At 38.1% G+C, this 22,079-nt stretch carries 17 protein-coding genes; 3 read left to right on the top strand and 14 right to left on the bottom strand.

What is annotated here, in order from left to right; genetic code table 11:
* Positions 1-24 precede the first annotated feature (24 nt).
* From secA to raiA, 3 genes are all read right to left on the bottom strand, one after another.
* Positions 25-2,526 carry a preprotein translocase subunit SecA gene (secA, locus tag Q5O24_03995; protein WKY48484.1) on the bottom strand — a complete coding sequence of 834 codons (2,502 nt, stop codon included), beginning with the start codon at positions 2,524-2,526 and terminating at the stop codon, positions 25-27.
* 228 nt (positions 2,527-2,754) lie between these two features.
* On the bottom strand, positions 2,755-4,482 hold the full coding sequence (locus tag Q5O24_03990; GenBank protein WKY48483.1) for a DUF5317 domain-containing protein: 1,728 nt from the start codon (positions 4,480-4,482) through the stop codon (positions 2,755-2,757).
* A 315-nt stretch (positions 4,483-4,797) separates the two neighbouring features.
* Entirely contained in the window at positions 4,798-5,328 is a 531-nt protein-coding gene (gene raiA / locus Q5O24_03985) for a ribosome-associated translation inhibitor RaiA (GenBank protein WKY48482.1), read from the bottom strand.
* 452 nt (positions 5,329-5,780) lie between these two features.
* On the opposite strand from raiA, the gene cls reads away from it, so the two are divergent.
* On the top strand, positions 5,781-7,244 hold the full coding sequence (gene cls / locus Q5O24_03980; GenBank protein WKY48481.1) for a cardiolipin synthase: 1,464 nt from the start codon (positions 5,781-5,783) through the stop codon (positions 7,242-7,244).
* Positions 7,245-7,272: 28 nt separating this feature from the next.
* Here cls and Q5O24_03975 read toward each other — a convergent pair whose 3' ends face one another.
* From Q5O24_03975 to cdaA, 5 genes are all read right to left on the bottom strand, one after another.
* Positions 7,273-8,514, bottom strand: coding sequence for a DUF1015 family protein (locus Q5O24_03975; GenBank protein WKY48480.1), 1,242 nt, complete (start codon positions 8,512-8,514; stop codon positions 7,273-7,275).
* A gap of 75 nt (positions 8,515-8,589) precedes the next feature.
* The gene (locus tag Q5O24_03970; protein ID WKY48479.1) at positions 8,590-9,759 is read right to left on the bottom strand and encodes a phosphoglycerate dehydrogenase; all 1,170 of its coding nucleotides are present in this window, start codon (positions 9,757-9,759) and stop codon (positions 8,590-8,592) included.
* A 21-nt stretch (positions 9,760-9,780) separates the two neighbouring features.
* On the bottom strand, positions 9,781-10,869 hold the full coding sequence (gene serC, locus Q5O24_03965) for a 3-phosphoserine/phosphohydroxythreonine transaminase (protein WKY48478.1): 1,089 nt from the start codon (positions 10,867-10,869) through the stop codon (positions 9,781-9,783).
* A gap of 135 nt (positions 10,870-11,004) precedes the next feature.
* Complete coding sequence (locus Q5O24_03960) at positions 11,005-12,213, bottom strand: CdaR family protein (protein ID WKY48477.1); 1,209 nt, start codon at positions 12,211-12,213, stop codon at positions 11,005-11,007.
* The gene (gene cdaA / locus Q5O24_03955; protein ID WKY48476.1) at positions 12,185-13,045 is read right to left on the bottom strand and encodes a diadenylate cyclase CdaA; all 861 of its coding nucleotides are present in this window, start codon (positions 13,043-13,045) and stop codon (positions 12,185-12,187) included. Before cdaA ends, Q5O24_03960 begins: the two co-directional genes overlap by 29 nt.
* Before the next feature lie 176 nt (positions 13,046-13,221).
* Between cdaA and Q5O24_03950 the strand changes: the two genes are divergently transcribed.
* Entirely contained in the window at positions 13,222-13,653 is a 432-nt protein-coding gene (locus tag Q5O24_03950; GenBank protein ID WKY48475.1) for a CBS domain-containing protein, read from the top strand.
* 119 nt (positions 13,654-13,772) lie between these two features.
* On the opposite strand, the gene Q5O24_03945 is transcribed toward Q5O24_03950, so the two are convergent.
* Both Q5O24_03945 and Q5O24_03940 read right to left on the bottom strand, forming a co-directional pair.
* Positions 13,773-16,322, bottom strand: coding sequence for a DUF3578 domain-containing protein (locus Q5O24_03945; GenBank protein WKY48474.1), 2,550 nt, complete (start codon positions 16,320-16,322; stop codon positions 13,773-13,775).
* Positions 16,323-16,371: 49 nt separating this feature from the next.
* Entirely contained in the window at positions 16,372-16,905 is a 534-nt protein-coding gene (locus Q5O24_03940) for a secondary thiamine-phosphate synthase enzyme YjbQ (GenBank protein WKY48473.1), read from the bottom strand.
* Positions 16,906-17,090: 185 nt separating this feature from the next.
* On the opposite strand from Q5O24_03940, the gene Q5O24_03935 reads away from it, so the two are divergent.
* Complete coding sequence (locus Q5O24_03935; protein ID WKY48472.1) at positions 17,091-17,939, top strand: putative ABC transporter permease; 849 nt, start codon at positions 17,091-17,093, stop codon at positions 17,937-17,939.
* A gap of 5 nt (positions 17,940-17,944) precedes the next feature.
* Here the strand turns inward: Q5O24_03935 and Q5O24_03930 are convergent, their stop codons facing one another.
* The 4 genes from Q5O24_03930 to rplM form a co-directional block, all read right to left on the bottom strand.
* Entirely contained in the window at positions 17,945-19,186 is a 1,242-nt protein-coding gene (locus tag Q5O24_03930; protein ID WKY48471.1) for an AI-2E family transporter, read from the bottom strand.
* 78 nt (positions 19,187-19,264) lie between these two features.
* Positions 19,265-21,079 carry a translational GTPase TypA gene (gene typA / locus Q5O24_03925; protein ID WKY48470.1) on the bottom strand — a complete coding sequence of 605 codons (1,815 nt, stop codon included), beginning with the start codon at positions 21,077-21,079 and terminating at the stop codon, positions 19,265-19,267.
* 92 nt (positions 21,080-21,171) lie between these two features.
* Positions 21,172-21,564, bottom strand: coding sequence for a 30S ribosomal protein S9 (gene rpsI / locus Q5O24_03920; GenBank protein ID WKY48469.1), 393 nt, complete (start codon positions 21,562-21,564; stop codon positions 21,172-21,174).
* Positions 21,565-21,587: 23 nt separating this feature from the next.
* A complete protein-coding gene (rplM, locus tag Q5O24_03915; GenBank protein ID WKY48468.1) occupies positions 21,588-22,025 on the bottom strand; it encodes a 50S ribosomal protein L13 in 438 nt (145 codons plus the stop codon).
* Between the last annotated feature and the right edge of the window lie 54 nt (positions 22,026-22,079).

The following is a 22,079-nucleotide window of genomic DNA, read 5'->3' as shown; positions in this document are numbered from 1 at the left end:
TTGAAATTTATAATTCGAGCTATTTTAAGCACCACAGCATTTTTTATATTTTTTACCGCTTCCACAAGGGCATGGATCATTTCGCCCAACTTTATTCGCTTTTCGTTGCTCTCCCTGAGTGTTGCCTTCTATCTGGGATTCATTAGTCTTCATTTCCGAAAAATCTACAGCCTTTTCTTCTTTAGGCGCCGTCTTAATCTCTAAACTGTACAGATATCTAACAGTATTCTCCTGAATTTGCATGACCATATCGTCAAAAAGATCAAACCCTTCTTTTGTATATGCTTTAACCGGATCCGTTTGTCCATAGGCACGCAAACCAATCCCCTGCTTAAGGTGGTCCATATTATCAATGTGCTCCATCCAGGCTGAGTCAACACTTCTTAAAAGAATAGCTCTTTCGATATTCTGAAGCTGGTCTTCCCCAATGGTTTCTCGTTTTTCTTTTAGAACTTCATCACATTTTTTAAGGACAGTTTCTGTTAATATCTCACGGCTTTCTGGTTTTTCCGGCAAGTCAACTGTATTCTTAACTAAAACACTCGCTTCAATATGTCGTTTTAATCCTTCCAAATCCCAGTCGTCATAATAGTTGCCTTCTCCCGTATACATATTCACATATGCTTCAACCACCGTTTTTGTCATATCAAGAATTTCGGCCTCGACGTCTTTTCCGTCAATCACTTCCTGTCGCTGCTGATAAATAATTTCACGCTGACGGTTCATGACATTATCATACTGGAGAACATGTTTTCGAATATCAAAGTTGCGACCTTCCACTCGTTTCTGAGCATTCTCGATCCCTTTTGTCAGCATTTTATTTTCAATTGGCACATCTTCTTCCATGCCAATCGTGTCAATCAGGCTCTGAATTTTTTCAGATCCAAATACCCGCATCAAATCATCCTCTAGTGAGACAAAAAACTGTGAGGAACCGGGATCACCTTGTCGTCCTGCACGTCCCCGAAGCTGATTATCAATACGGCGACTCTCATGACGTTCGGTTCCCAGAATATGTAGTCCCCCTACTTCTTTAACACCTTCACCCAATACTATATCGGTACCACGACCAGCCATATTCGTTGAAATTGTTACTGCATTCATCTGCCCGGCATTGGCGACAATTTCAGCTTCTTTCTCTAAATATTTAGCATTAAGGACATTATGCCTGATTCCAGATCTTTTAAGAAATCCGCTCAAAAGTTCAGATTTTTCAATTGATATCGTACCAATCAATATTGGTTGTCCTGTCGCATGACGCTGTTTTACTTCCTCCGTAACTGCCTGGAACTTTCCCTTCTCAGATTTATAAACCAGATCATTTAAATCCTTTCTGGCAAGCGGGCGATTGGTTGGAATTGAAACGACATTAAGATTATAGATTGTCTGAAATTCATTTTCTTCTGTTTTAGCAGTCCCGGTCATTCCCGAGAGTTTTTTAAACATTCTAAAATAATTCTGGAAGGTAACTGTTGCCAAGGTTTTTGATTCGCGATTGACTTTTACCTTTTCTTTAGCTTCAATGGCCTGGTGCAAACCGTTTGAATAACGTCTTCCAGGCATCAAACGACCGGTAAACTCGTCGACAATGATGATCTCCCCATCTTTGACCACATAATCCCGATCTTTAAACATCAAGACATTAGCGTGCATTGCCTGATTAATATGATGAGAGATTTCCATATTTTCAACGTCTGCCAGATTCGTCAAGTTAAAATAGCGTTCAGCCTTTATAACCCCTTCATCGGTAAGCATAACCGACTTGGCTTTCTCGTCTTTTTCAAAATCACTTTCACGTAGAGTTCGGGCAAATCCATTAGCCAGGTCATAAAGCTTTGTACTCTTATCTCCGCTTCCTGAAATGATTAAAGGCGTTCTGGCTTCATCAACCAGCACTGAATCTACCTCATCAATTATGGCAAAGTTAAGCTGGCGCTGAACCTGCTGGGCTTTGGTAGATGCCATATTATCACGCAAATAATCGAAGCCAAATTCGTTATTCGTTCCGTAAACTATATCGCAGCCGTAAGCATCAATTTTTTCCTGGAAAGATAATCCATGTACAACTAATCCGACAGATAAACCCAGAAATTCATGTATCTGTCCCATCCATTCGCTGTCACGCTTGGCCAGATAATCATTAACGGTCACAATGTAAACGCCACGACCATCCAGCGCATTTAAATAAGCTGGTAAAGTAGAAACCAATGTCTTCCCTTCACCAGTTTTCATTTCCGCAATGTTACCTTCATGAAGTACCATACCACCAAGTAATTGTACCGGGAAATGTCGCATCCCCAGAACCCGATCTCCTGCTTCACGTACGGTCGCAAAAGCTTCTACCAATATATCATCAAGACTTTCGCCACTTTCCAGACGTTCTCTAAACAAAGCTGTCTGATTTTTCAGGTCATCATCACTCATAGACTTGAATTTATTCTCTAGCGCTATAACTTCATCAACCTTTTTCTGTAGTCGCTTTATTTCTTTTTTACTGCTATCAAAGATTTGTTCTAATAATCCCAAAATCCTCACTCCTATCTCAAATTCTCATAAAATCACTAAACTTTATTATACCATAGTCTCTTAAATCTTTCTTCAAAAACTCAATATTTAACCATGTCATAACTAAAAACAAACTATAGTTCTAAAAATACGTTCAAAAATCTGACAGTCATCTTTTGCATATGCAAAAAGTCTTACTGAGGCATCTGGAATCCAGATACTTTCAGTAAGACTTATCATCCAAACGCTTTACTCTTGCGTTTCTCCTTCTTTTTTCTTTCGCCAGAACTCGACTTCTTTACCATCTAGTTGCAACTTAACCAGCTCATATCCGGCTCTCTTTCGTTCTACTGCCGTCTCATCTGCCTGATCAATTTCCTCTGGTTGAGTTATATCATCTTCTCCATTCTCATCATCAAAAGCTTTTTTGATGGAAAATTTAGTTGCATCTTCAATTTCCTTAAAAGATATTCCTTCATCATCGCCAATGCTGGGCTTTAAATAAGTCTCAGAATCTATATTGCTTTGACGGATAACCTGCTTGCGTCGTTGGGCTTTTTTCTTTTCATCTTCCTGATTAAGTCTCTGCCAGACACTCAGCATTTCACCTTCACTGAATTCTTCCTCATCTTCATAGTGCTCAGAGAACTTCTTGGTCTGGTACGGATTTTTCTCACTTCGAAGGACAAAAGGTTGTTCCTGGTCAGAGAGACGAAGACTCTCAACAATTCTCAGATCTGTTTCGGGTATATCCCGCGGCGGTACATTGGCATCAAGCATAGATTGGGCAACTCTAGATAATTCACGTTCTCTAGCTTCCAGTTCCAAACGCTCTTTTTCCATCGCCAATTTTTCTTCATAGTATTTTTTCTCGAAGAAGCCAGCTTCGTCACTGTTAAGTATTTCTTCCATATCCTCTGTATTCATCTCGCGGCTTCTCGTCTTTTTCACAAAAGTTCCAGCTTCCTGGATGTTTCCTAACACTTTTGTACTTCCATCTTCAATCGGTTCAAGGACCTTTGTCGCCGCAGCGAATTCATCGTTATCCATATCTACAACCAGGATTTCTTCTGTCTCTGTACCTATTTCCAGTCTTTGAGTTGCATCTACCGAAGCTGGTATTACACGCGTTTCGGCTGAATTTGAGTTTCCTTTTTCAAGATTCATGTCATATGATTCTGGATATGCTTCAATTTCATCATCAGCTTCAAATCGGTAATCATCTTCTTGAATATCCCCATGAATCGCTCCGGTTCCGTCAAGTTCCATGGAAAATTCTTCATCCTCATCGTACTGGTCATCTTCCCGTTCATTTAAAGAAACCCGACCTTCAAAGGCCCCCTCATCATCTCCAAAGATTCCTTCATCATCAAGATAGTCCATATTTTTATCAGATATGATAGAACCCTTTTTCATCATCATATACTGAATATAACCACTTAACCCCAGTAACGCTACAATACTTCCAGGGCTGATTCCGGCAACTGCACCATACAAACTCATGATCTGAGGTAAAAATGGTATCGGCAGCGGAATAATGACACCTAGAAAACCAAGTAGCGTTGTTTCTTGGGTAACAGTAAAAATAGGATTAATTCCATCTGTAATCTGCTGAGCGAAATCCGTCGGCAACAGTCCCATGACCGCCTCAGAAACCGGCATATGACCGCCATTGATAAAGATTACCACAAAGTTTGCTGTGATCCCTAAAGCCATTAAAATTACCCAAAAGTCATCCAGGTTAAATACCAGCATTACCAATACCAATATATAACTTGCAAAATTCACGATTTCGATATAAGGATCAATCAGTCCAATTCCACCCGTGTACATATAAAAATGCAAAAACAATTGCAAAATTCCGCCAATTATCCCGATCGGCAACAGCGAGATCCTTCGCGCGCTCAATCCCTTAAAGCTACCTTTACGAATAATTCCAATTAATAAACCTAAAACAATAGCAATTAATATAAGCATATTTTTTCAACCCCACACTTTATTTGATTCCTGGTTTGTTATCTGCACATATACAAATGAAAGTTTTTAAACGCTCAAATTCCATTATATAGATCTATTTTAATGCAAAAGAAATGTTCTGTCAAAACTTTTGCTCCATTTAGACAATTAATTTTTTAATATTTACGCTTTTCTATATATTATCAAGCCCTCATATTTATTAATCAGAAAAGGCAACCACCCAATTCAGGCGAGCCTGAGTTGCTGATGATTGCCTTCATCATATTGGGTTTCATTTCTAAACCACAATATATTTACTATTCCAGATTTTTTTCATTAGAAAGTCGGTTCAATTAGACCATAATTACCGTCTTTTCTCATGTATACAACATTAACATCATCAGTATCGCCATTTAGAAAAACAAAGAAATCATGTCCCAACAATTCCATCTGAAGTGTTGCTTCGTCAACAGTCATAGGCTTTACAGCAAATTTCTTGGATCTGACCACTTTGGGCTCAAACGGCTCTTCGACATCTTCGACAATACTTTCCAGGTTGAACTTAATCGATTCTTCCTGATTTCTTTTTTGTAACTTAGTTTTGTGCTTTCTTAATTGTCCTTCAAGTTTATTGACAACTTCTTCGATGGCTGTAACCATATCTTCAGACTTTTCTTCTGCTCTTAAGATGGTTTTTCCGACTGGAATGGTGACTTCTAGCATCTGAAAGTTCTTTTCTTTACTAAAGGTCGCATATACCTCTGTGTCCTGATTAAAATAACGATCAAACTTGGTGAACTTTTTCTTCAGGGTTTCCTTTAACCCTTCAGACACGTGCATATTTTTCCCGTAAATTGTAAATTTCATAATGACAACTCCTTTCAACAGGCAAGCCTTATACGATTACAGCTAAGCAACGAGTGTTTAGCTTATATTCATTATACCCATCATAACCTTATTTAGTCAAAATATTTTGTGTCAAATTATTGTCACAAATTGTCAACAAAAACTGTCTCAGTTGACCTGGTCTTTTCCCCCACACTCGCCAGCTGGAAGTTTAGCTCAGTTTCTGCTTCACAACTCCTTCTCTCGGATAAACCGGCTGGACTTACTTCTAAGACGCACCATGATCAACAATTCGCTTTTGAATTGTCTTACGTGGATCGCTTCGCCTGCATCTGGCATCGACTTTCAACCACAAACCTGAGACATAATATTATAATTTTATTTCCTCATTTTTGTCAAGTTTATTTTTCAATCACTCTCCTATACTGATTTATGATATAATCAAGAGATTAAAAATTACCAGGAGGTTTACCATGCTATTTGGGGTTCCCGCCGTTATCTCAACACTATTTTTCATTATTAATACAATCTTAACTTTTACCATCATTTTTTTGGAACGAAAAAACCCTCAAAGTACTTACGCCTGGCTTCTGTTTCTTTGGATCATTCCTATATTGGGCTTTATTTTTTACCTTTTCTTTTCTCAGAATTTGACCAAACAAAAAATCTATAAATATAACACCCCGGAAATGATTCGCTATCATGAAGTTTTAAAGAAGCAACGCCGCTCGATCCTTAAGATGCCGGTTATTGATCCCGACAGCCCTGTCGAACGCTATCGTGAAACCATTCAATTTCATCTTAATGTCAGTGAAGCCCTCTATACAAAAAACAACTCGGTCGATATTTATATTGATGGTTATAAAAAATTTGATGCGCTATTTCATGCCATGGAATCTGCTAAAGAACATATTCATGTTGAATATTACATTATTAAAAACGATTCTCTGGCTTTGAAAATGATGGACATTCTAACCCGTAAAGCCTTAGAAGGCGTTGAGGTCCGATTATTATTTGATGCCATGGGCGGCCGATATCTATCACGTCAGGTACTCAACCGCTTTATCTCAGCCGGAGGAAAAGTTGGCGAGTTCTTTCCGTCGCGTTTTCGTATTCTCAATTTCCGAGTAAATTATCGCAACCATCGAAAAATTGTTGTCATTGACGGAACAATTGGTTTTGTTGGTGGTTTTAATGTTGGTACAGAATATCTGGGTGAAAATAAAAATATGGGATACTGGCGAGATACGCATCTTAAAATCACGGGTTCTGCCACTCACGAACTTCAACTTCGATTTTTAATGGACTGGAGAGCTTCTTCAAGTGAAGAACTTATTATTGATGACGCAAACCTAAGTCGCTATCTCCCTGCTACCACTCCCAAAAATGGATGTGGTATTCAGATTGTCTCAAGTGGGCCGGATAAAATCAATCAGCAAATCAAACAGGGTTTTGTCCGCCTGATCACAAATGCCCAAAGCTATGTTCTGATTCAAACGCCCTACTTCGTCCCTGATGAAAGTATTATGGAAGCTTTGCGTATTGCCCTTTTATCAAATATTGATGTCAGAATAATGATTCCTAACAAACCTGATCATATTTTTATCTATTGGGCAACACTGGCTTACGTTGGGGAGCTGATCAGCTATGGCGCCAAAATCTATATCTATGATAAGGGCTTCTTACACGCTAAAACCATTGTTGTCGATGATTCCGTTTGCTCAGTTGGCTCGTGCAACTTCGACATTCGGAGTTTTGGTCTAAATTTTGAAACCAACGCTTTTGTCTATGATCGTAATGTTGCTACCCAGTTAAAAAAACACTTTGTTGAAGATCTCAGGTATTGCACCTATTACGATCGCGAGAAATATAACCACCGCGGAAAGATCATCAAAATTAAGGAATCTATTTCCCGACTTTTTTCTCCCCTATTATAAATAAAAAATGCCCCTTACGGGGCATTTTTTATGAAAGTTTATGGATAAACAATCCACTTCGCAATTTAGGTTCAAACCAGGTGGATTTTGGAGGCATTATCAGATTCGCATCCGCGATATTCATCAATTCCTCAATTGAGGTTGGATACATGGAAATAGCCAGCTCCATGTCTTCACTTACCCGGCGTTCCAATTCTTTAAGACCTCTAATACCACCGACAAAGTCGATTCGCTTATCAGTGCGAATATCTCCGATCCCCAGAATAGGTACTAAAATATTATCCTGCAGAATTGCTACGTCTAATGATTTAACCGGATCTTCAGGATCATAAGCACCATCTTTTACTTTTAACAGATACCACTTATTATCAACAAATAAACCAAAAGTACCTTTACTAGGCGGTGATACTGGTTCATCTTTCATCTCAACATCAAATTTTTCAGAGAGTCTATCTAAAAGGTCTGCAACTGTCATCCCGTTCAAATCTTTAACAACTCGATTATAGTCCATAATGTACAATTGTTCATCAGGGAACAGAACAGATAGAAAATAGTTAAACTCTTCTTCTCCTGTATAGCCTGGATTAGCTTCACGACGCATCATACCCACTTTTGCAGCCGAAGCTGTACGATGATGTCCATCTGCAATATAAAGGCTGTCAACCGTTTTAAAAGCCTCTTGAAGATTTTTGATTACCGCTTCATCTTCAATAACCCAGCAACGATGGGTAACACCGTCATCGGCAACAAAATCATAAACAGGCTCCTTTTCGGCCCGCCACTGATCAATCGTTTCATTAATCTTCTGTTTTGCCCGATAAGTTAAAAAGATCGGTCCGGTATTTGCATCACAGGCGTCTACGTGGTTGATTCGATCTTTTTCTTTATCAGCTCGAGTCAGTTCGTGTTTTTTAATAGTATTATCCAGATATTCGTCTATAGATGTACAAACCACCAAACCGACCTGACTTCGGCCATTCATGATCAGTTCGTAAATATAGAGACAATCTGTTGTATCCTGAGTCAAGGCGTTACGATGAAACAGTTTTTCAAGGTTTTTTCTTGCTGTTTCATAGACAAAAGGATCATCTATTTTCATACGCTCATCTAATGTAGATTCCGGTCGATCCACTCGCAGAAATGAATCATACTTCCCACGAACCACTTCAGCTGCCTCTTTCCGGTTATATACATCGTATGGTAATGCAGCAACATCCGCTGCCTTCTCCGGAAATGGTCTGACTGCTTTAAAAGGTTTTATAGTTGCCATTTTTTCCTCCAAAATTTATCTTCTTATTTGAAAAAAGAAGTGACCAATTTCCATTAGCCACTTCGCCGAATTCTGCTATTTAATGATGCGAACGCGAGCAACGCCTTCAATGGCTTCCAGCGCTGTTTTAACATTTTCACCCAGATTGCTGTCGACATCAATCATGGTGTAAGCCCAGCTATTTCGGTGTTTATTAGTCATTACCGCAATGTTGATATTATGGTCAGCTAAAACTTTAGTAATCTGACCAATCATATTAGGAACATTTGCGTGATTAATCGTTAAGCGATTTTCAGTTTCACAAATTCCCAGATCACAGTCTGGATAATTGACTGAGTTAATAATATTGCCGTTTTCCAGATATTCCTTCATGGAATTAATTGCCATCTCAGCACAGTTTTCTTCACTTTCAGGAGTTGAGGCTCCTAGATGTGGAATATTGATAACATTTTTCATTTTCAATGTTCGTTCATCTGGGAAATCAGTAACATATTGTCCAACAATCCCATCTTCAATCGCTTTTTCCAGTGCATCTGAATTGACCAGCCCACCTCGAGCAAAGTTTAACAGGCGTAATCCCTCTTTAGTATCCTGCAATAAAGCTGTATCTACAAAATCTTTAGTTTGCTCCATAAAAGGAATATGTAAAGAAATATAATCACAGTTTTTGAATACTTCTTCCTTGCTGTTGGCACGTTTGACTTTTCGACTTAAACCCCATGCGTTATCGATAGAAATAAAAGGATCGTAACCTACAACTTTCATTCCAAAATCAACCGCCATATTGGCAACTAGAACTCCAATTGCACCCAATCCAATGATACCCATTTTTTTACCATATAACTCTGGACCAACATAGTTGCTTTTGCCCTTTTCTACCAAAGCACCAACTTCCGTCCCTTTATCTTCAAGGGTTTTAGCCCATTCGATACCATCAACTACTTTTCTTGAAGAAATGAGCATTCCAGTTGCTACCAGCTCTTTGACAGCATTTGCATTTGCTCCGGGAGAGTTGCAGACGACAATCCCCTGTTCGGCACATTTATCAAGAGGAATATTATTTACGCCAGCTCCAGCCCGACCAACAAATTTAACACTACTAGGAATTTCCATATCGTGCATTTTAAAACTTCTGACCAAAATTGCATCCGGATTTTCCGGCTGATCTGCTACTGTATAATTTTCGCCTAATAACTTTAGGCCCTTTTTAGAAATGTTATTAAGTGTTTGTACTTTATATATCACAGTGATTTCCTTTCCTGAATGCTATGCATTTTCCTGCTCGAACTTTTTCATAAATTCTATTAACGTATCAATGCCTGCCATTGGCATAGCATTGTAGATGCTGGCACGCATACCACCAACACTACGATGACCTTTAAGATTTTCCATTCCTGCTTTTTTACTCTCTTTAACAAAAAGCGCATCCAATTCATCAGAACCGGTAATAAATGGTACATTCATCAAAGAACGATCTTCTGGTACAACAGTCCCTTTGAACAATTGACTATTATCGATGAAATCATATAATTTCTGTGATTTTTCTTTATTGATCGCTTCCATTGCTGCAATCCCACCAAGGTTTTTCACCCATTCATAAACAAGCTTACAAATATAAATGCTGTAGCATGGCGGTGTATTATAGCAGGAGTTATTGTCTGCATGAACAGAATATTTTAGCATTGTTGGCGTAAAATCTTTTTCTTTGCCAATTAGATCCTTTCTAACAACAACAACGGTCACTCCGGATGGCCCCATATTCTTTTGCGCACCTGCATAGATAATACCAAATTTACTCACGTCGTAAGCTTCTGACAGAATGTTTGATGACATATCACCAACTAGTGGCACATTACCTGTTTCCGGTAAGCTGTCGGGTTTGAAACGAGTACCATAAATTGTATTATTAACACAAATATGGAAATAATCCGCATCTGCTGTAAAGTCTTTTTTGTCAACTTTGGGGATATATGAAAAAGTTTTGTCTTCAGACGAAGCAATCACCTTTGCTTCACCATAACGCTTTGCTTCAGAATAGGCTTTTTTAGCCCAGCTTCCTGTTAGAATAAAATCAGCTTTATTGGAATTGTTCAAAAGATTCAAGGGGATCATAGAAAACTGTGTCGATGCCCCTCCCTGTAAAAACAGAATCTCATAGTTGTCAGGGATATTCATCAATTCTTTAAATAAAGATTTTGCTTCCTCTAAAATATCTGTAAAGAAGGACGAACGATGGCTCATCTCCATAACGGACATTCCCGAATCTCCATATGATACCATTTCTTCCGAAGCTTTTTGTAAAACCTCGATTGGCAAGGCAGACGGCCCAGCAGAAAAATTATAAACTCTTTTCACGTAAAATTTCCTCCTTAAACTTTTGGTGTGTGCGTAATAAAAATTACTTCCTGCTATTATATGTTAAAATATTATCAAAAGCAAGAAGCAGAATAGAAATTTTCAGGAAATTTTTTACTGCCAGGAAAATGTTTCCTATTCAATCGTCACTGTTGTCGTTTCTGGTGTAATTGACTTTACAATTGCCTCTGATAGATTCGTTTGAACAGGCAGTTCATAAGTACCCGCAGCTAAACCACTGCAATCGACATATACTTCGACCTGAGAAGCAAGGATACTATTGATAACATTGTCATCTCCTTCAAGCTTAACCACTGCGTTTGTATCTCTGACTTTTGACACAATTAAGCCTGCTCCCAAATTTCTGGTCTCAATATTTTCGATGGTCAATGATTTTTCAACCGGTGTTTCAATATTGACGGTTACCCGAACCTTTCCATTACCATCCAAAAAATAGGCTCCTTCGGGTAATTCAAGATCAACCTCCTGGGTAAAAGTCTGACTCTGTCCACTTAAATCAATGGAACTAATTGAAATATTCTCAATACTATCAAGTAAATCCTGTTTTGCTCCGATCGATATTCGTGATGGTTCGACGGTTATATCTGTTGCAATATAGCCGTCAGCCGGGCTTCCTGAAGTTGCCGGAATTACGCCAACTGTTTTAGACTGGCCTAAAACGATGTCAGCCGTTACAACATCTGGAACTACCTCCACATCCTGTATGACATTGCCATCTGTGTCATACGCAGACACTTGAACATAACGGACCGCATCCTCTTCCAGACCATTTACGTTAACCGTTCCCTGTATTCTATCGATTCTAGCCAATTCTTCTTCTGGCCCTTCAACCTCGACAGTCTCTTCCACCGTTGTCGCAATCACTGAACGTTCGTTGGCCGGCTTTCCTTCAGTTTTGATAACCACTTCATGGTTCTCTTTGATAATACTGTCCACTTCAATTAAAAGTGTTGTTGGATTCATACTGCTTATAATCACCGTGTTAGGTAGCCCTTTGACCGCTATTTCCAGTTCATAGGTGCCTTTTTCAGTAATATCACTTAGATCTACCTCTGCCCGCACTTCACCGATGTCAATATTTCTTAAGTTTCGGTCTGTTCCTCTAATCTTTAAATTAAGATAGTAACTCTTATCCTCAGCCAGCACAAGATTTTTGGCAGATAGAGTATCCTGATTTGCAAGGGTAATTGGAATACTGTTGTAATCCTGAGTGATAAGCATATCAGAGTCTCCATTGACCGTAAACCATAAGGTCATTGCCAACACAATTGAAAGTATCAGTCTAACAATTCGATCATGAATCGGAATTCTTTTCTTTTCCATCAAATTTCCCCCAGATTTTACTGATTCGCCCAGTCGTTGTCTCTTCTTCACTGATCGCAAAGTTTTCTAGAATAATCTGTTCCATTACTTCCAGAATTACATCATGAAATAAAGTTCCTCTGGATGTGTACGAGATTTTTCCTGTCTCCTCAGATACGATAATAACAATAGCATCTGATTTCTCCGAAATTCCCAAACCTGCTCGATGCCGTGTTCCCAATTCACTGCCTAAATTTCGGTTCTCTGATAAAGGTAAAAGACAACCTGCAGCTCTGATTCGACGGGATGGTAAATTGATAATTACTGCGCCATCATGAAGCGGTCGATTGGGTGTGAAAATATTTTCCAGTAGCTGATCACTGATACTGGCATCAAGTTCTATACCAGTATTAATAATATTATTCAGGCCGGTATTTTTCTCCAGCACGATCAAAGCCCCAACCCTTTCCTTTGAGAGATTGTCAACTGCCTTCATTATTTTCGATACATCTTTTTCTAAATGGTCTTCAGTCGGTTTTTTAAGCACGTTCTTAAAAAAACGATTATTACCTAAATGTTCAAGCGCAGTTCGAAACTCTGACTGAAATACCACGACAACAAAAATAAATGCCCATGTAAAGGCACTTGTTATTACCAGATTCAATGTTGTAAATCCCAGCAAGGAACTGATTGGTGCCAAAATAAGTAGAATAACCAGACCTTTAAAAATCTGCTCGGCTTGTGTTCCACGTATATAGATCAACAACTGAAAAATCATAAAGGAAATAATGATAACTTCGATGATACTTGAAATTGTAATCCTTGATTGTAAATTAATTAAAAGTGCTTCCATTTCCATCACTCCGATTTGTAATAATATAATTATACACCAACATTCTTTCACAGTGAAATAGAAATGCCGATTTTTTCCAAAGATTAACAAAGATAATATAACGATTAATTTTCCATTAAGGTTTTTCGTTTACATCCATGTTAAAATTCAGTTAAATCCCGATATAAGGAGTCCCTATGAAAAATCACCTCTTTCACTTACTACCTAAAAGTAATACCGTCTTTTTAAACAGTACTGATTCCTATCAACAGGCCTATAATATGTTTGTACTGACGAATTACACTGCCTTACCAGTCATTAATAAAAAAGGACAGTATGTGGGAACCATCTGTGAAGGCGATCTTCTGCGAGTGCTTTCTCTAAGTATCACACACCCGGAAATCAACTTGGATACCTTTGAAATTAAGGATATTGAATTTAAGACTAAAACCGAAGTAGCACGAATTAATGAAAATTTTGACAGACTAGTTGCCCTTGCAGTCAGTCAAAATTTTATTCCGGTCATCGATGATCAAGGCGTATTCATCGGCATCTTAAGACGACAGGAATTGATCAAGGAGTTAATTAATGTCGTCTCCGATCAGCTCCCCGATGCAATTAACAGTTAATCCTAAATATCTTTTCTTTCCTCCGCCTTCCACTTCAAACCCAATATCAAATGTTATTAAAAAGAGCATCTTACAGCGCCTCAAAGTTTTTTGAACAGCCTACAAAATGCTCTTTTATTTTATTTTTTATTTCGCTTTATCAGATAAGAAGCTGTTTTCGGCCAAATAAAATAATGATTTTCTTCCCAGTATTTCATGACTACGTAGAAATCATCCTCTGATAATCCAAGCAAATTACTTTTGATTGCCTCTTCAAAAGTAGGTTTACCATTAACAGCCAAAAGGCATAATTCTCTAAAAAAAACTTCACCGACCTGATTTTCCTCTTCAACCCACGGTATCAACCGCTGCGTCAAGGCCAAATCAATACAATCTGCTTCAGAAAATAATTCTTCGATTCCACTGTTAATTCCAAAAGCAAGCACTTCGTTTTTCTGACGATAGCCCATTCCAGTGCGATAATCCAGTAGCAGATCTTGAATCGTTGTGAGTGAGACCATCAGCTTTTCAATAATTTCAGGCAACCTTGGAATTGGACTGTTCATTTTAAACTGCTGATTACTCCAGATCCTGTCATCTCTTATTTCACCGCCAGTGGGAAACGCGTTAATGGCCACTTCCGGCATTTCAAGCAGATTACCGCTATCTAATAGTGCTGCACTGCAACGCTGAGGATCTCTGAGTGAACCAATAATATATAAGTTATCGGGAAATATCAGGCCACCAAACTCCCGATATGCTCCGTTATCAGATAAAAAGTCATCACGCTCAAGAAGCGCTTCATCACGACCGTTTATACCTTCCAACAGTAGTCGATAACAAGTCATATCTTTGGCCTGATCCATTTCATCCAGCATTAAAAAATGTGGCATACCTGGATCATCCATGGCCTTCTTTATCATTCTTACAATTGGTGACGCAATAAAACTGCCTCGCTGGTCAAAGCTTCGGAGAATCTGCTTTTCATCCTCCCAATCTTTCGAAACAAGAACGCGCTCATATCTGCCATTGTCATAACTGGCCCCAATCGCTTCAGCAAATAATCGGGGAAAACTAGTTTTTCCTGTTCCAGCTCTGCCTCTGATAATCAAAAAAGGTTTTGCCTTTAAAGACAAATAGTAGTCCACTATAAACCGATCGGGAAAATAGAAACCACGGCCACCCATTTTATCCATCACAGTCTGGAGAAGAACCGGCATTTTAAAATTATTTTCACTTTTAGCTGAAAGTTGCAGATGGCGTACCAAATCAATTGGATCAGAAGGGATTTTCCTTTCCATCATAGGCTCCCTTCGTTTAGAAGTATTTTGATTAAACGCTGCAGGTCTTTCTTGAACGAATTTTTTTTCAGATTCTAAACCTTTATTTGAAGATAAGCCCTCTACATCTTCATTCTTGTCTTCATTGAAATTGTCTTTTTGTATCTCAGCATTTGCTTTTTCTATCTGAGCTTCTTCCATCACCAACTCTACAGGTTCTTGCACCTGGTCAGAACTATCATTTTCAGTCGAAACTTTCTTTTCCTTCCCAGAATCCAGCCTCACATCGAAATCAATATTAATACCCTTACCAACATCACTTTCTTCGCTCTCATTACGATCGTTGCTTTCATCTAAAAAGTCATTCTTATCCTCAGGTGTTTTTCCATCTGACAAATCTGATTCAAGCTCTGAGCTAATGTTTTTATCTTCATCCGGCGCATCAACCGGCAACTCAACTGGAGAGCTGTGAACCGGCTGATCCTTTCGCTCAAGGATTTCTTCATAAATCGCCAGCATATCTCGAAAATCTTTAACCAGAGCTGCGTCATCAGGTACATCATTTTCATAATCTTTATAATAGACAAAACCAGAAACAAGCAAAGGATCAGCCAAATATATTTCATTTCTCTGGCTTTTAACTCCATTTTTGGGTACTTTTTCACGTAATTCTGAAACACGTTCAGACAAACTCCCAACGCCTGCTCCATCTTCCTTGTAAAGAATAGCCAGATAAAGAATCTGACTGTCTTTTGCCAGGCAATAAACCAGACTTAAACCACTATCCAGATCACTTTCTTTTTTAACTGCGATCCATGGAATTTCAGCCCATTCACTATCACCGGCAAAACCGTGAACCTGAAAACCACCATTATAAAATTCGGGTATCGTAGTAATAATTTCTGGGATTTCTTCACTTATAACTTCTTTAAAAGAAAACCGAAAATCGCGCGGATAAAAGTTAGGATATTCATCAATCCATTCTTTCAATTTTCGACTTAAACCATTCCCCGCTGGACCAGCCGGAATATCATCACCAAGCTGATCATTGAAGTGGTCAACTTTCAGTTTTTCCTCATCTTTTACTAGTGATAAAAATATTTTATCGTCATTTTTTGCAAACAACAGTTTAGGCACATTATTATTTTCTTTCACAAAAAACGTTTCATACTCTGGAAAATCCTCAGCAAGTTTTCGAACCATAACTTTACTCAGTTTTAGCTCCATTCTCGAAGATTCTTTGCGTATATAGATTGGAAATTCTCTGCCATTAAATGAAAATTCTAAGCGATCGCCATTACCTGAAAAAAATGATTCTACATTTTCAGGGACTATCATTTCCAAATTCGTAAAATCAGTATATTCACATTTTTTTATGATCTTCGTCTCATCCAGCCATTCCCAACTCATTATTTATCCTTTCTGAATTCAAATTTAAAACTGCTCTATATGCTCTGATTCAATTTAATTCAGGATGACTTTCCCGCCATTCCCGACGCATTTCTTCGATTATTCTAGCTTCTTCCTCTTTTTTATCCTGATAAATCTGAAACTGTTCTTCAAGCATTTCTGGAACCTGGGCAACTTCATTCTCCATGAGTTCATTTCCCATACTATTTATAAAAAAGCTCCTTTTTCCCGGACCTTGAAATTCCACAAAATAGACACTCTGAACAGAATCAAGTATGAGGGTTCCATTCTCGACCATTAATGTTTCATTGACACTAAACATTGAGGATTTTACGCTCGCGGTCGTCCAGCCAGTAAATCTCATTCCATCATATTTGGGAATCAGATGATTCATTTTTTCAAAAAATTCCCGCTCCAAACGTAATTCATCATTAATAAATATCATAACCGCCGACGATTTGCCTGGTACAGTAATATGCACCAAACCTTTTTTAAGCCGTTTCTCTTCAATATATTCTTTCACCATTGGTGTAATATCCACTAGTTTTTCACTGCCATCTATCTCTAATTCATATTTCTTCATCTATGTTTTAAAACCTCCACATCCATATTTTTATATTATAGCTGATTTTATTTAAAAAAACAAAACCTGCCTATTTAAAAATAAGATTTCTATTCTTTATTTTACATATATGGTAAAATAAACATTAGAATCTATGAGCTAAACTCAAAAAACAAATCTTAACATGATCAATGAAAGGATTTTTTATGTATTATTCGTTAGCTTTATTATTTCTTTACTTTATAATTTATGCCATTATCGGCTGGATCTGTGAAGAAGTTTACTGTTCTATACTGGAAGGCCATATCGTCAATCGTGGCTTTCTAAATGGGCCTTATTGCCCAATTTATGGGGTTGGCGCAATGGTTATAATATATGTTCTTGCTCCTTATGCCAATAGTCCATTGAATATTTTTATTCTGGGCGTTTTTTTAACCAGTCTACTTGAATACATTACCAGTTGGGGGATGGAGAAAATGTTTCATGCGAAATGGTGGGATTACTCAGATCATCGTTTCAACATAAATGGCAGGGTCTGTTTGCTTAACTCTACCCTCTTTGGCTTGATGTGTCTGATTCTGATATATCTGGTTCACCCCGTCGTTGAAAACACCCTGAACTATTTTTCAAGTAATCAAGCAGTTTTAATTGCTCTCGTTCTATCGATTCTTTTTCTGATCGATCTAATCGAATCTGTACGACAAGTTGTTTCCTTCAATAAGAAATTGGATGCAATTTATGACTCAACGCGTGACTTCGCTGAGAATTTCAAGGAAAAGGGACTTAATACTGCAAATGCCATGAGTAAACGACTAATCGATTTTGCTGATAATAAGCTGGAGGATGCATCTGAACAGCTGGATGATGTCAGAAATCAGGCGCATCTTTCATTTGATACTTTTCTGATTAGACTGCGCGAAAAGCGCTTTATTGATCGTTATGCGAATAAACGTATCGTAAAAGCTTTTCCAGATATGGTCCACCTTCGACGACAAAATTCTCTAAATCTATACAAATCTATCCTTGATAAAAGAAATCAATCGCATAAAAAATGAAGCTATCATTCGATAGCCTCATTTTTTTTAGAAGATTCTTCCTGTTTTATTCTTTCAATTCGTTCGTTTGTCACTTTTCTGAAGACAGAGTAAAATACTGCAAAGCTTGGTATTCCCAGAATAATTCCCAGGAAGCCAAATAAACTACCGCCAATCAACATTCCCATCACTACCCAAATACCCGATAATCCAATTGACCCCCCCACTACTCGTGGATAAATCAAATTACTTTCTACCTGTTGTAGAACAATGATATATACAACAAAGATCAAACAATAAATGGGATCAACAATCAGGAGAATAAATCCGCTGGGAACGGCTCCCAAAAAAGCTCCAAACACTGGTATGACGCTTGTTGCTCCAACTAATACGCCGATCAGCAAGGCGTATGGAACTTGCAGTATGGCTAGTCCCAACGCACAAAGCGTTCCCAGAATAAATGCCTCTGTGATCTGACCAGCAATAAAACCATGAAAAACCTGATTTGCTGTATGGCTGACATCGTCAATAAATTCAGCCCGATCTCTTCTCACATAAGCATAGAGCAGCTTATCCTTTAATGCCAGAAGCCTCTCTTTATCTGCCAGCATATAGACTGAGAGAATTACTCCCATCAGAGCATTAAAAACTGTTACCGTTACACTTACTGTCGCATCATATATTTCTGGTAGCAGATTGAGCATATCTGTACCAAATTCCTTGACGAATTCATCCCAACGTTCTATCACCTGACTTAAAATATCATTGGGCAGATTAAAAAAAGATATCATATCATTCACCCATTGATTAAATGAGGCATAATAAGAAGGAAATTTTTCAATTAAGGTATTGGTACTGGTCACCAGCTGTGGTACAACAAAGGTGATAATGCCGCTGATCAAGCTAAACAAGATAAAAAAGGTCGTGAATATTGATAAAAAGCGTTTAAGTTTACTTCTCTCCATTTTTCTTACTTCTGGGGTTTCAGCATTTCTGTTTTTCTTGCGAAGATGAAAAGAACGTAAGTGATCTATAAACTTAAATACGTGCGTTTCTAAAAAATTCATTGGAATATTGAGGATAAACGCAAAGCCTAATCCAATTAGGATTGGTGTAATAATCCCGAAAAACACGCCTAGATACTCCAGGACGACGCTTAGGTTCATCAAGCCAACCAGCAAAACAGTCCCAAATGCGATGAGAATCAAATAACCTTTAAAACGCCGATTTTCAATTCCATACTGGTTTTCATTTTTGTTTCTTTGCATTTTACCCTCACGATCCATAGTTTATTTTATTGTAACATTTTCTTCGTGAAATTTGCCAAACATTTAAAAATTCTGAAACTATCGATTGCTACGTTTTCTATCCAGTTCAGAAAGAATTTTCTTTCGAATTCTAATATCCGTCGGTGTAATTTCAACTAACTCATCATCATTAATAAATTCAAGTGCCTGTTCTAAAGTCATTTCCCGTGGTTCAATAAGTTTTAATGCTTCATCAGAACCTGATGCCCGAACATTAGTCAGTTTTTTATTTTTTGTCGGATTAACAGTCATATCATCATTACGGCTGTTAATTCCAATAATCATGCCTTCATAAACCTTCGTGCCTGCACGGACCAATAATTCTCCTCGTTCACTGAGGTTAAACAGCGAATATGCCATAGTTTCCCCATTGAATTGTGAAATCAATACTCCGTTCTGGCGTTGCGGGATTTCTCCCTTATGATCTTCAAAGTCGTAGAAGCGGCGAACAAGGGTTCCTTCTCCGTGAGTATCATTGATAAACTCATTCTGGTATCCCAGTAAACCTCTGGTAGGTACTACGAACTCAAGTTTTGTCCACCCTTCTTCGCTGTACATCCCCTCCATTCGGCCTTTTCTCAGATTTAATTTCGATATTACTGTCCCTGAATAAGTATCGGGAACTGATACCAGAACACTTTCGACGGGCTCTAAAAGGTGACCGTTCTCATCACGATGCATAATAACCTCTGGCTTAGAAACAGCAATCTCATAACCTTCACGTCGCATATTTTCCAAAAGGATTGACAGATGTAGTTCGCCTCTTCCGGAAACTTTAAAACCATCTGTTGTATCTTCTAATTCTTCAACAGTCATCCCTACATTAACTTCCAGCTCTTTCTCAAGTCGTGCTCTTAAATGTCTGGTTGTCACAAACTTACCGACTTCACCAGCAAACGGAGATTTGTTTACCAGGAAGTTCATTGATAAAGTAGGTTCTTCTATTTCAATCAGCTCCATCGGCTGAACCTGGTTAATTTCACCAATTGTCTCACCAATAGAAATATCAGGCATTCCAGATACAACTACAATATCTCCGGCTTTAGCTTCTTTGACTTCAACCCTCGATAAACCACGATAAACAAATACCTGATTAACTTTAGCTTTTTGAAAACTGCCATCTCTTTTGCAAATTTCAATTTGTTCACCAGTATGAATTGTTCCTGAATAGATTTTACCAATCCCCAGACGACCAATATAGTCATCGTAGGCAAGTGACGATACCTGCATCTGTAAAGGTTCAAGACTTTTATCTTCCTGCAGACCGACATGTTCAACGATTGTCTCAAATAAAGGCTTAAGATCAATTTTTTCATCTTCCATATCTTTAATGGCAATTCCTTCCTTAGCAATTCCATAAAGAATCGGGAAATCGAGCTGCTCATCATTTGCTTTCAGCTCAACAAAGAGATCAAAAACCATATCAACAACTTCTTCCGCCCGCTGATCCTTCTTGTCAATTTTATTGATTAAAAGAATCGGTTTTAGTCCCTGCTCTAAAGATTTATTAAGGACAAATCGAGTCTGAGGCATCGGCCCTTCGCTGGAGTCAACCAGTAACACAACTGTATCAACTGTTTTTAGAATTCGCTCAACTTCTGAAGAAAAATCCGCATGGCCTGGTGTGTCAACGATATTAATCTTTATATCCTGATACATAATTGAACAGTTTTTGGAATAGATAGTAATCCCTCGCTCACGTTCAAGATCATTGCTGTCCATAATACAATCAACAACCTCTTGATTCTCACGGAAAACACCACTTTGGCTGAGTAATGCATCGACAAGTGTTGATTTACCGGCATCAACATGGGCTATAACAGCAATGTTAATAATGGGCTGTTTGTTATTCATAAATTCCTTCTTTCTTAATGTTTCCATTTAAAATCCTGTAACAGATAAAAATCCTGCAACAGATCTGTCGCAGGACTTGATGTAAAAGTAAATTAACGTTTTGAAAATTGAGGTGCGCGTCTCGCTTTTTTAAGACCGTATTTTTTACGTTCAACCATTCTTGAATCTCGGGTCAGGTAACCGGCACGTTTGAGTTCTGGTCTCAGGTTTATATCTGCTTCCAGTAGTGCTCGTGCAATCCCATGACGAATTGCACCAGATTGTCCTGTAAAACCACCACCATGAACATTGACAATCACATCAAATGTGTTGATTGTGTCTGTTAACGCTAATGGTTGTCTAGCCACAACTTTTAAAGTTTCTAAACCAAAATACTCGTCAATATCACGACCATTAATGGTGAACTTACCACTACCTGGTAATAATCGAACCCGGGCTACCGAGGTTTTTCTTCTGCCAGTTCCAAAATATTGTACTTTTGCCATTCTCTAATTCCTCCTTCTTAGCTCTAAAATTCGTATACTTCAGGCATCTGTGCTGCATGTGGATGTTCACTGCCAGCATAAACCTTTAATTTTGTAGCAATTTTATTTCCCAATTTGTTGTGAGGGATCATGCCTTTAACTGCTTTATAAACCAATTTTTCAGGTTTTTCAGCTAAAAATTTTCGATATGTCATCTCTTTTAATCCACCAGGATATCCAGAAAATGTTTTGTACAATTTTTGATCAAGTTTTTTACCGGTTAGTACTACCTTGTCGGCATTGATAATAACTACAAAATCGCCACAATCCATATGTGGAGAAAAAAACGGTTTGTTTTTACCTCTCAGAACATTAGCAACTTCTGTTGCCAGACGACCTAATACTTTACCTTCAGCATCAATCACATACCATTTGCGATCTATCTCATGAGATTTTGCCATAATAGTGGCGTTTGAATTCATCTCAAATTCCTCCTAATTAATTGTTTTATAGTGTTTTCTGATAAGTGGGAGCTA

The sequence above is a fragment of the Eubacteriaceae bacterium ES3 genome, from assembly GCA_030586155.1.
Taxonomy (GTDB): domain Bacteria; phylum Bacillota; class Clostridia; order Eubacteriales; family Eubacteriaceae; genus Acetobacterium.
Note: the sequence above shows the minus strand (reverse complement) of the source record. Positions and strands in the feature narration are given on the sequence as shown.

What these genes read in the sequence shown, in the direction of transcription:
- Q5O24_03940 (WKY48473.1), bottom strand. Translation starts at nt 16,905, where the DNA reads ATGAAGAAATATGAATTAGAGATAGATGGCAGTGAAAAACTAGTGGAT.
- Q5O24_03990 (WKY48483.1), bottom strand. Translation starts at nt 4,482, where the DNA reads ATGCTTATATTAATTGCTATTGTTTTAGGTTTATTAATTGGAATTATT.
- rpsI (WKY48469.1), bottom strand. Translation starts at nt 21,564, where the DNA reads ATGGCAAAAGTACAATATTTTGGAACTGGCAGAAGAAAAACCTCGGTA.
- cdaA (WKY48476.1), bottom strand. Translation starts at nt 13,045, where the DNA reads ATGGAAGCACTTTTAATTAATTTACAATCAAGGATTACAATTTCAAGT.
- Q5O24_03930 (WKY48471.1), bottom strand. Translation starts at nt 19,186, where the DNA reads ATGCAAAGAAACAAAAATGAAAACCAGTATGGAATTGAAAATCGGCGT.
- Q5O24_03950 (WKY48475.1), top strand. Translation starts at nt 13,222, where the DNA reads ATGAAAAATCACCTCTTTCACTTACTACCTAAAAGTAATACCGTCTTT.
- cls (WKY48481.1), top strand. Translation starts at nt 5,781, where the DNA reads ATGCTATTTGGGGTTCCCGCCGTTATCTCAACACTATTTTTCATTATT.
- typA (WKY48470.1), bottom strand. Translation starts at nt 21,079, where the DNA reads ATGAATAACAAACAGCCCATTATTAACATTGCTGTTATAGCCCATGTT.
- Q5O24_03935 (WKY48472.1), top strand. Translation starts at nt 17,091, where the DNA reads ATGTATTATTCGTTAGCTTTATTATTTCTTTACTTTATAATTTATGCC.
- rplM (WKY48468.1), bottom strand. Translation starts at nt 22,025, where the DNA reads ATGAATTCAAACGCCACTATTATGGCAAAATCTCATGAGATAGATCGC.
- raiA (WKY48482.1), bottom strand. Translation starts at nt 5,328, where the DNA reads ATGAAATTTACAATTTACGGGAAAAATATGCACGTGTCTGAAGGGTTA.
- Q5O24_03945 (WKY48474.1), bottom strand. Translation starts at nt 16,322, where the DNA reads ATGAGTTGGGAATGGCTGGATGAGACGAAGATCATAAAAAAATGTGAA.
- Q5O24_03960 (WKY48477.1), bottom strand. Translation starts at nt 12,213, where the DNA reads ATGGAAAAGAAAAGAATTCCGATTCATGATCGAATTGTTAGACTGATA.
- Q5O24_03975 (WKY48480.1), bottom strand. Translation starts at nt 8,514, where the DNA reads ATGGCAACTATAAAACCTTTTAAAGCAGTCAGACCATTTCCGGAGAAG.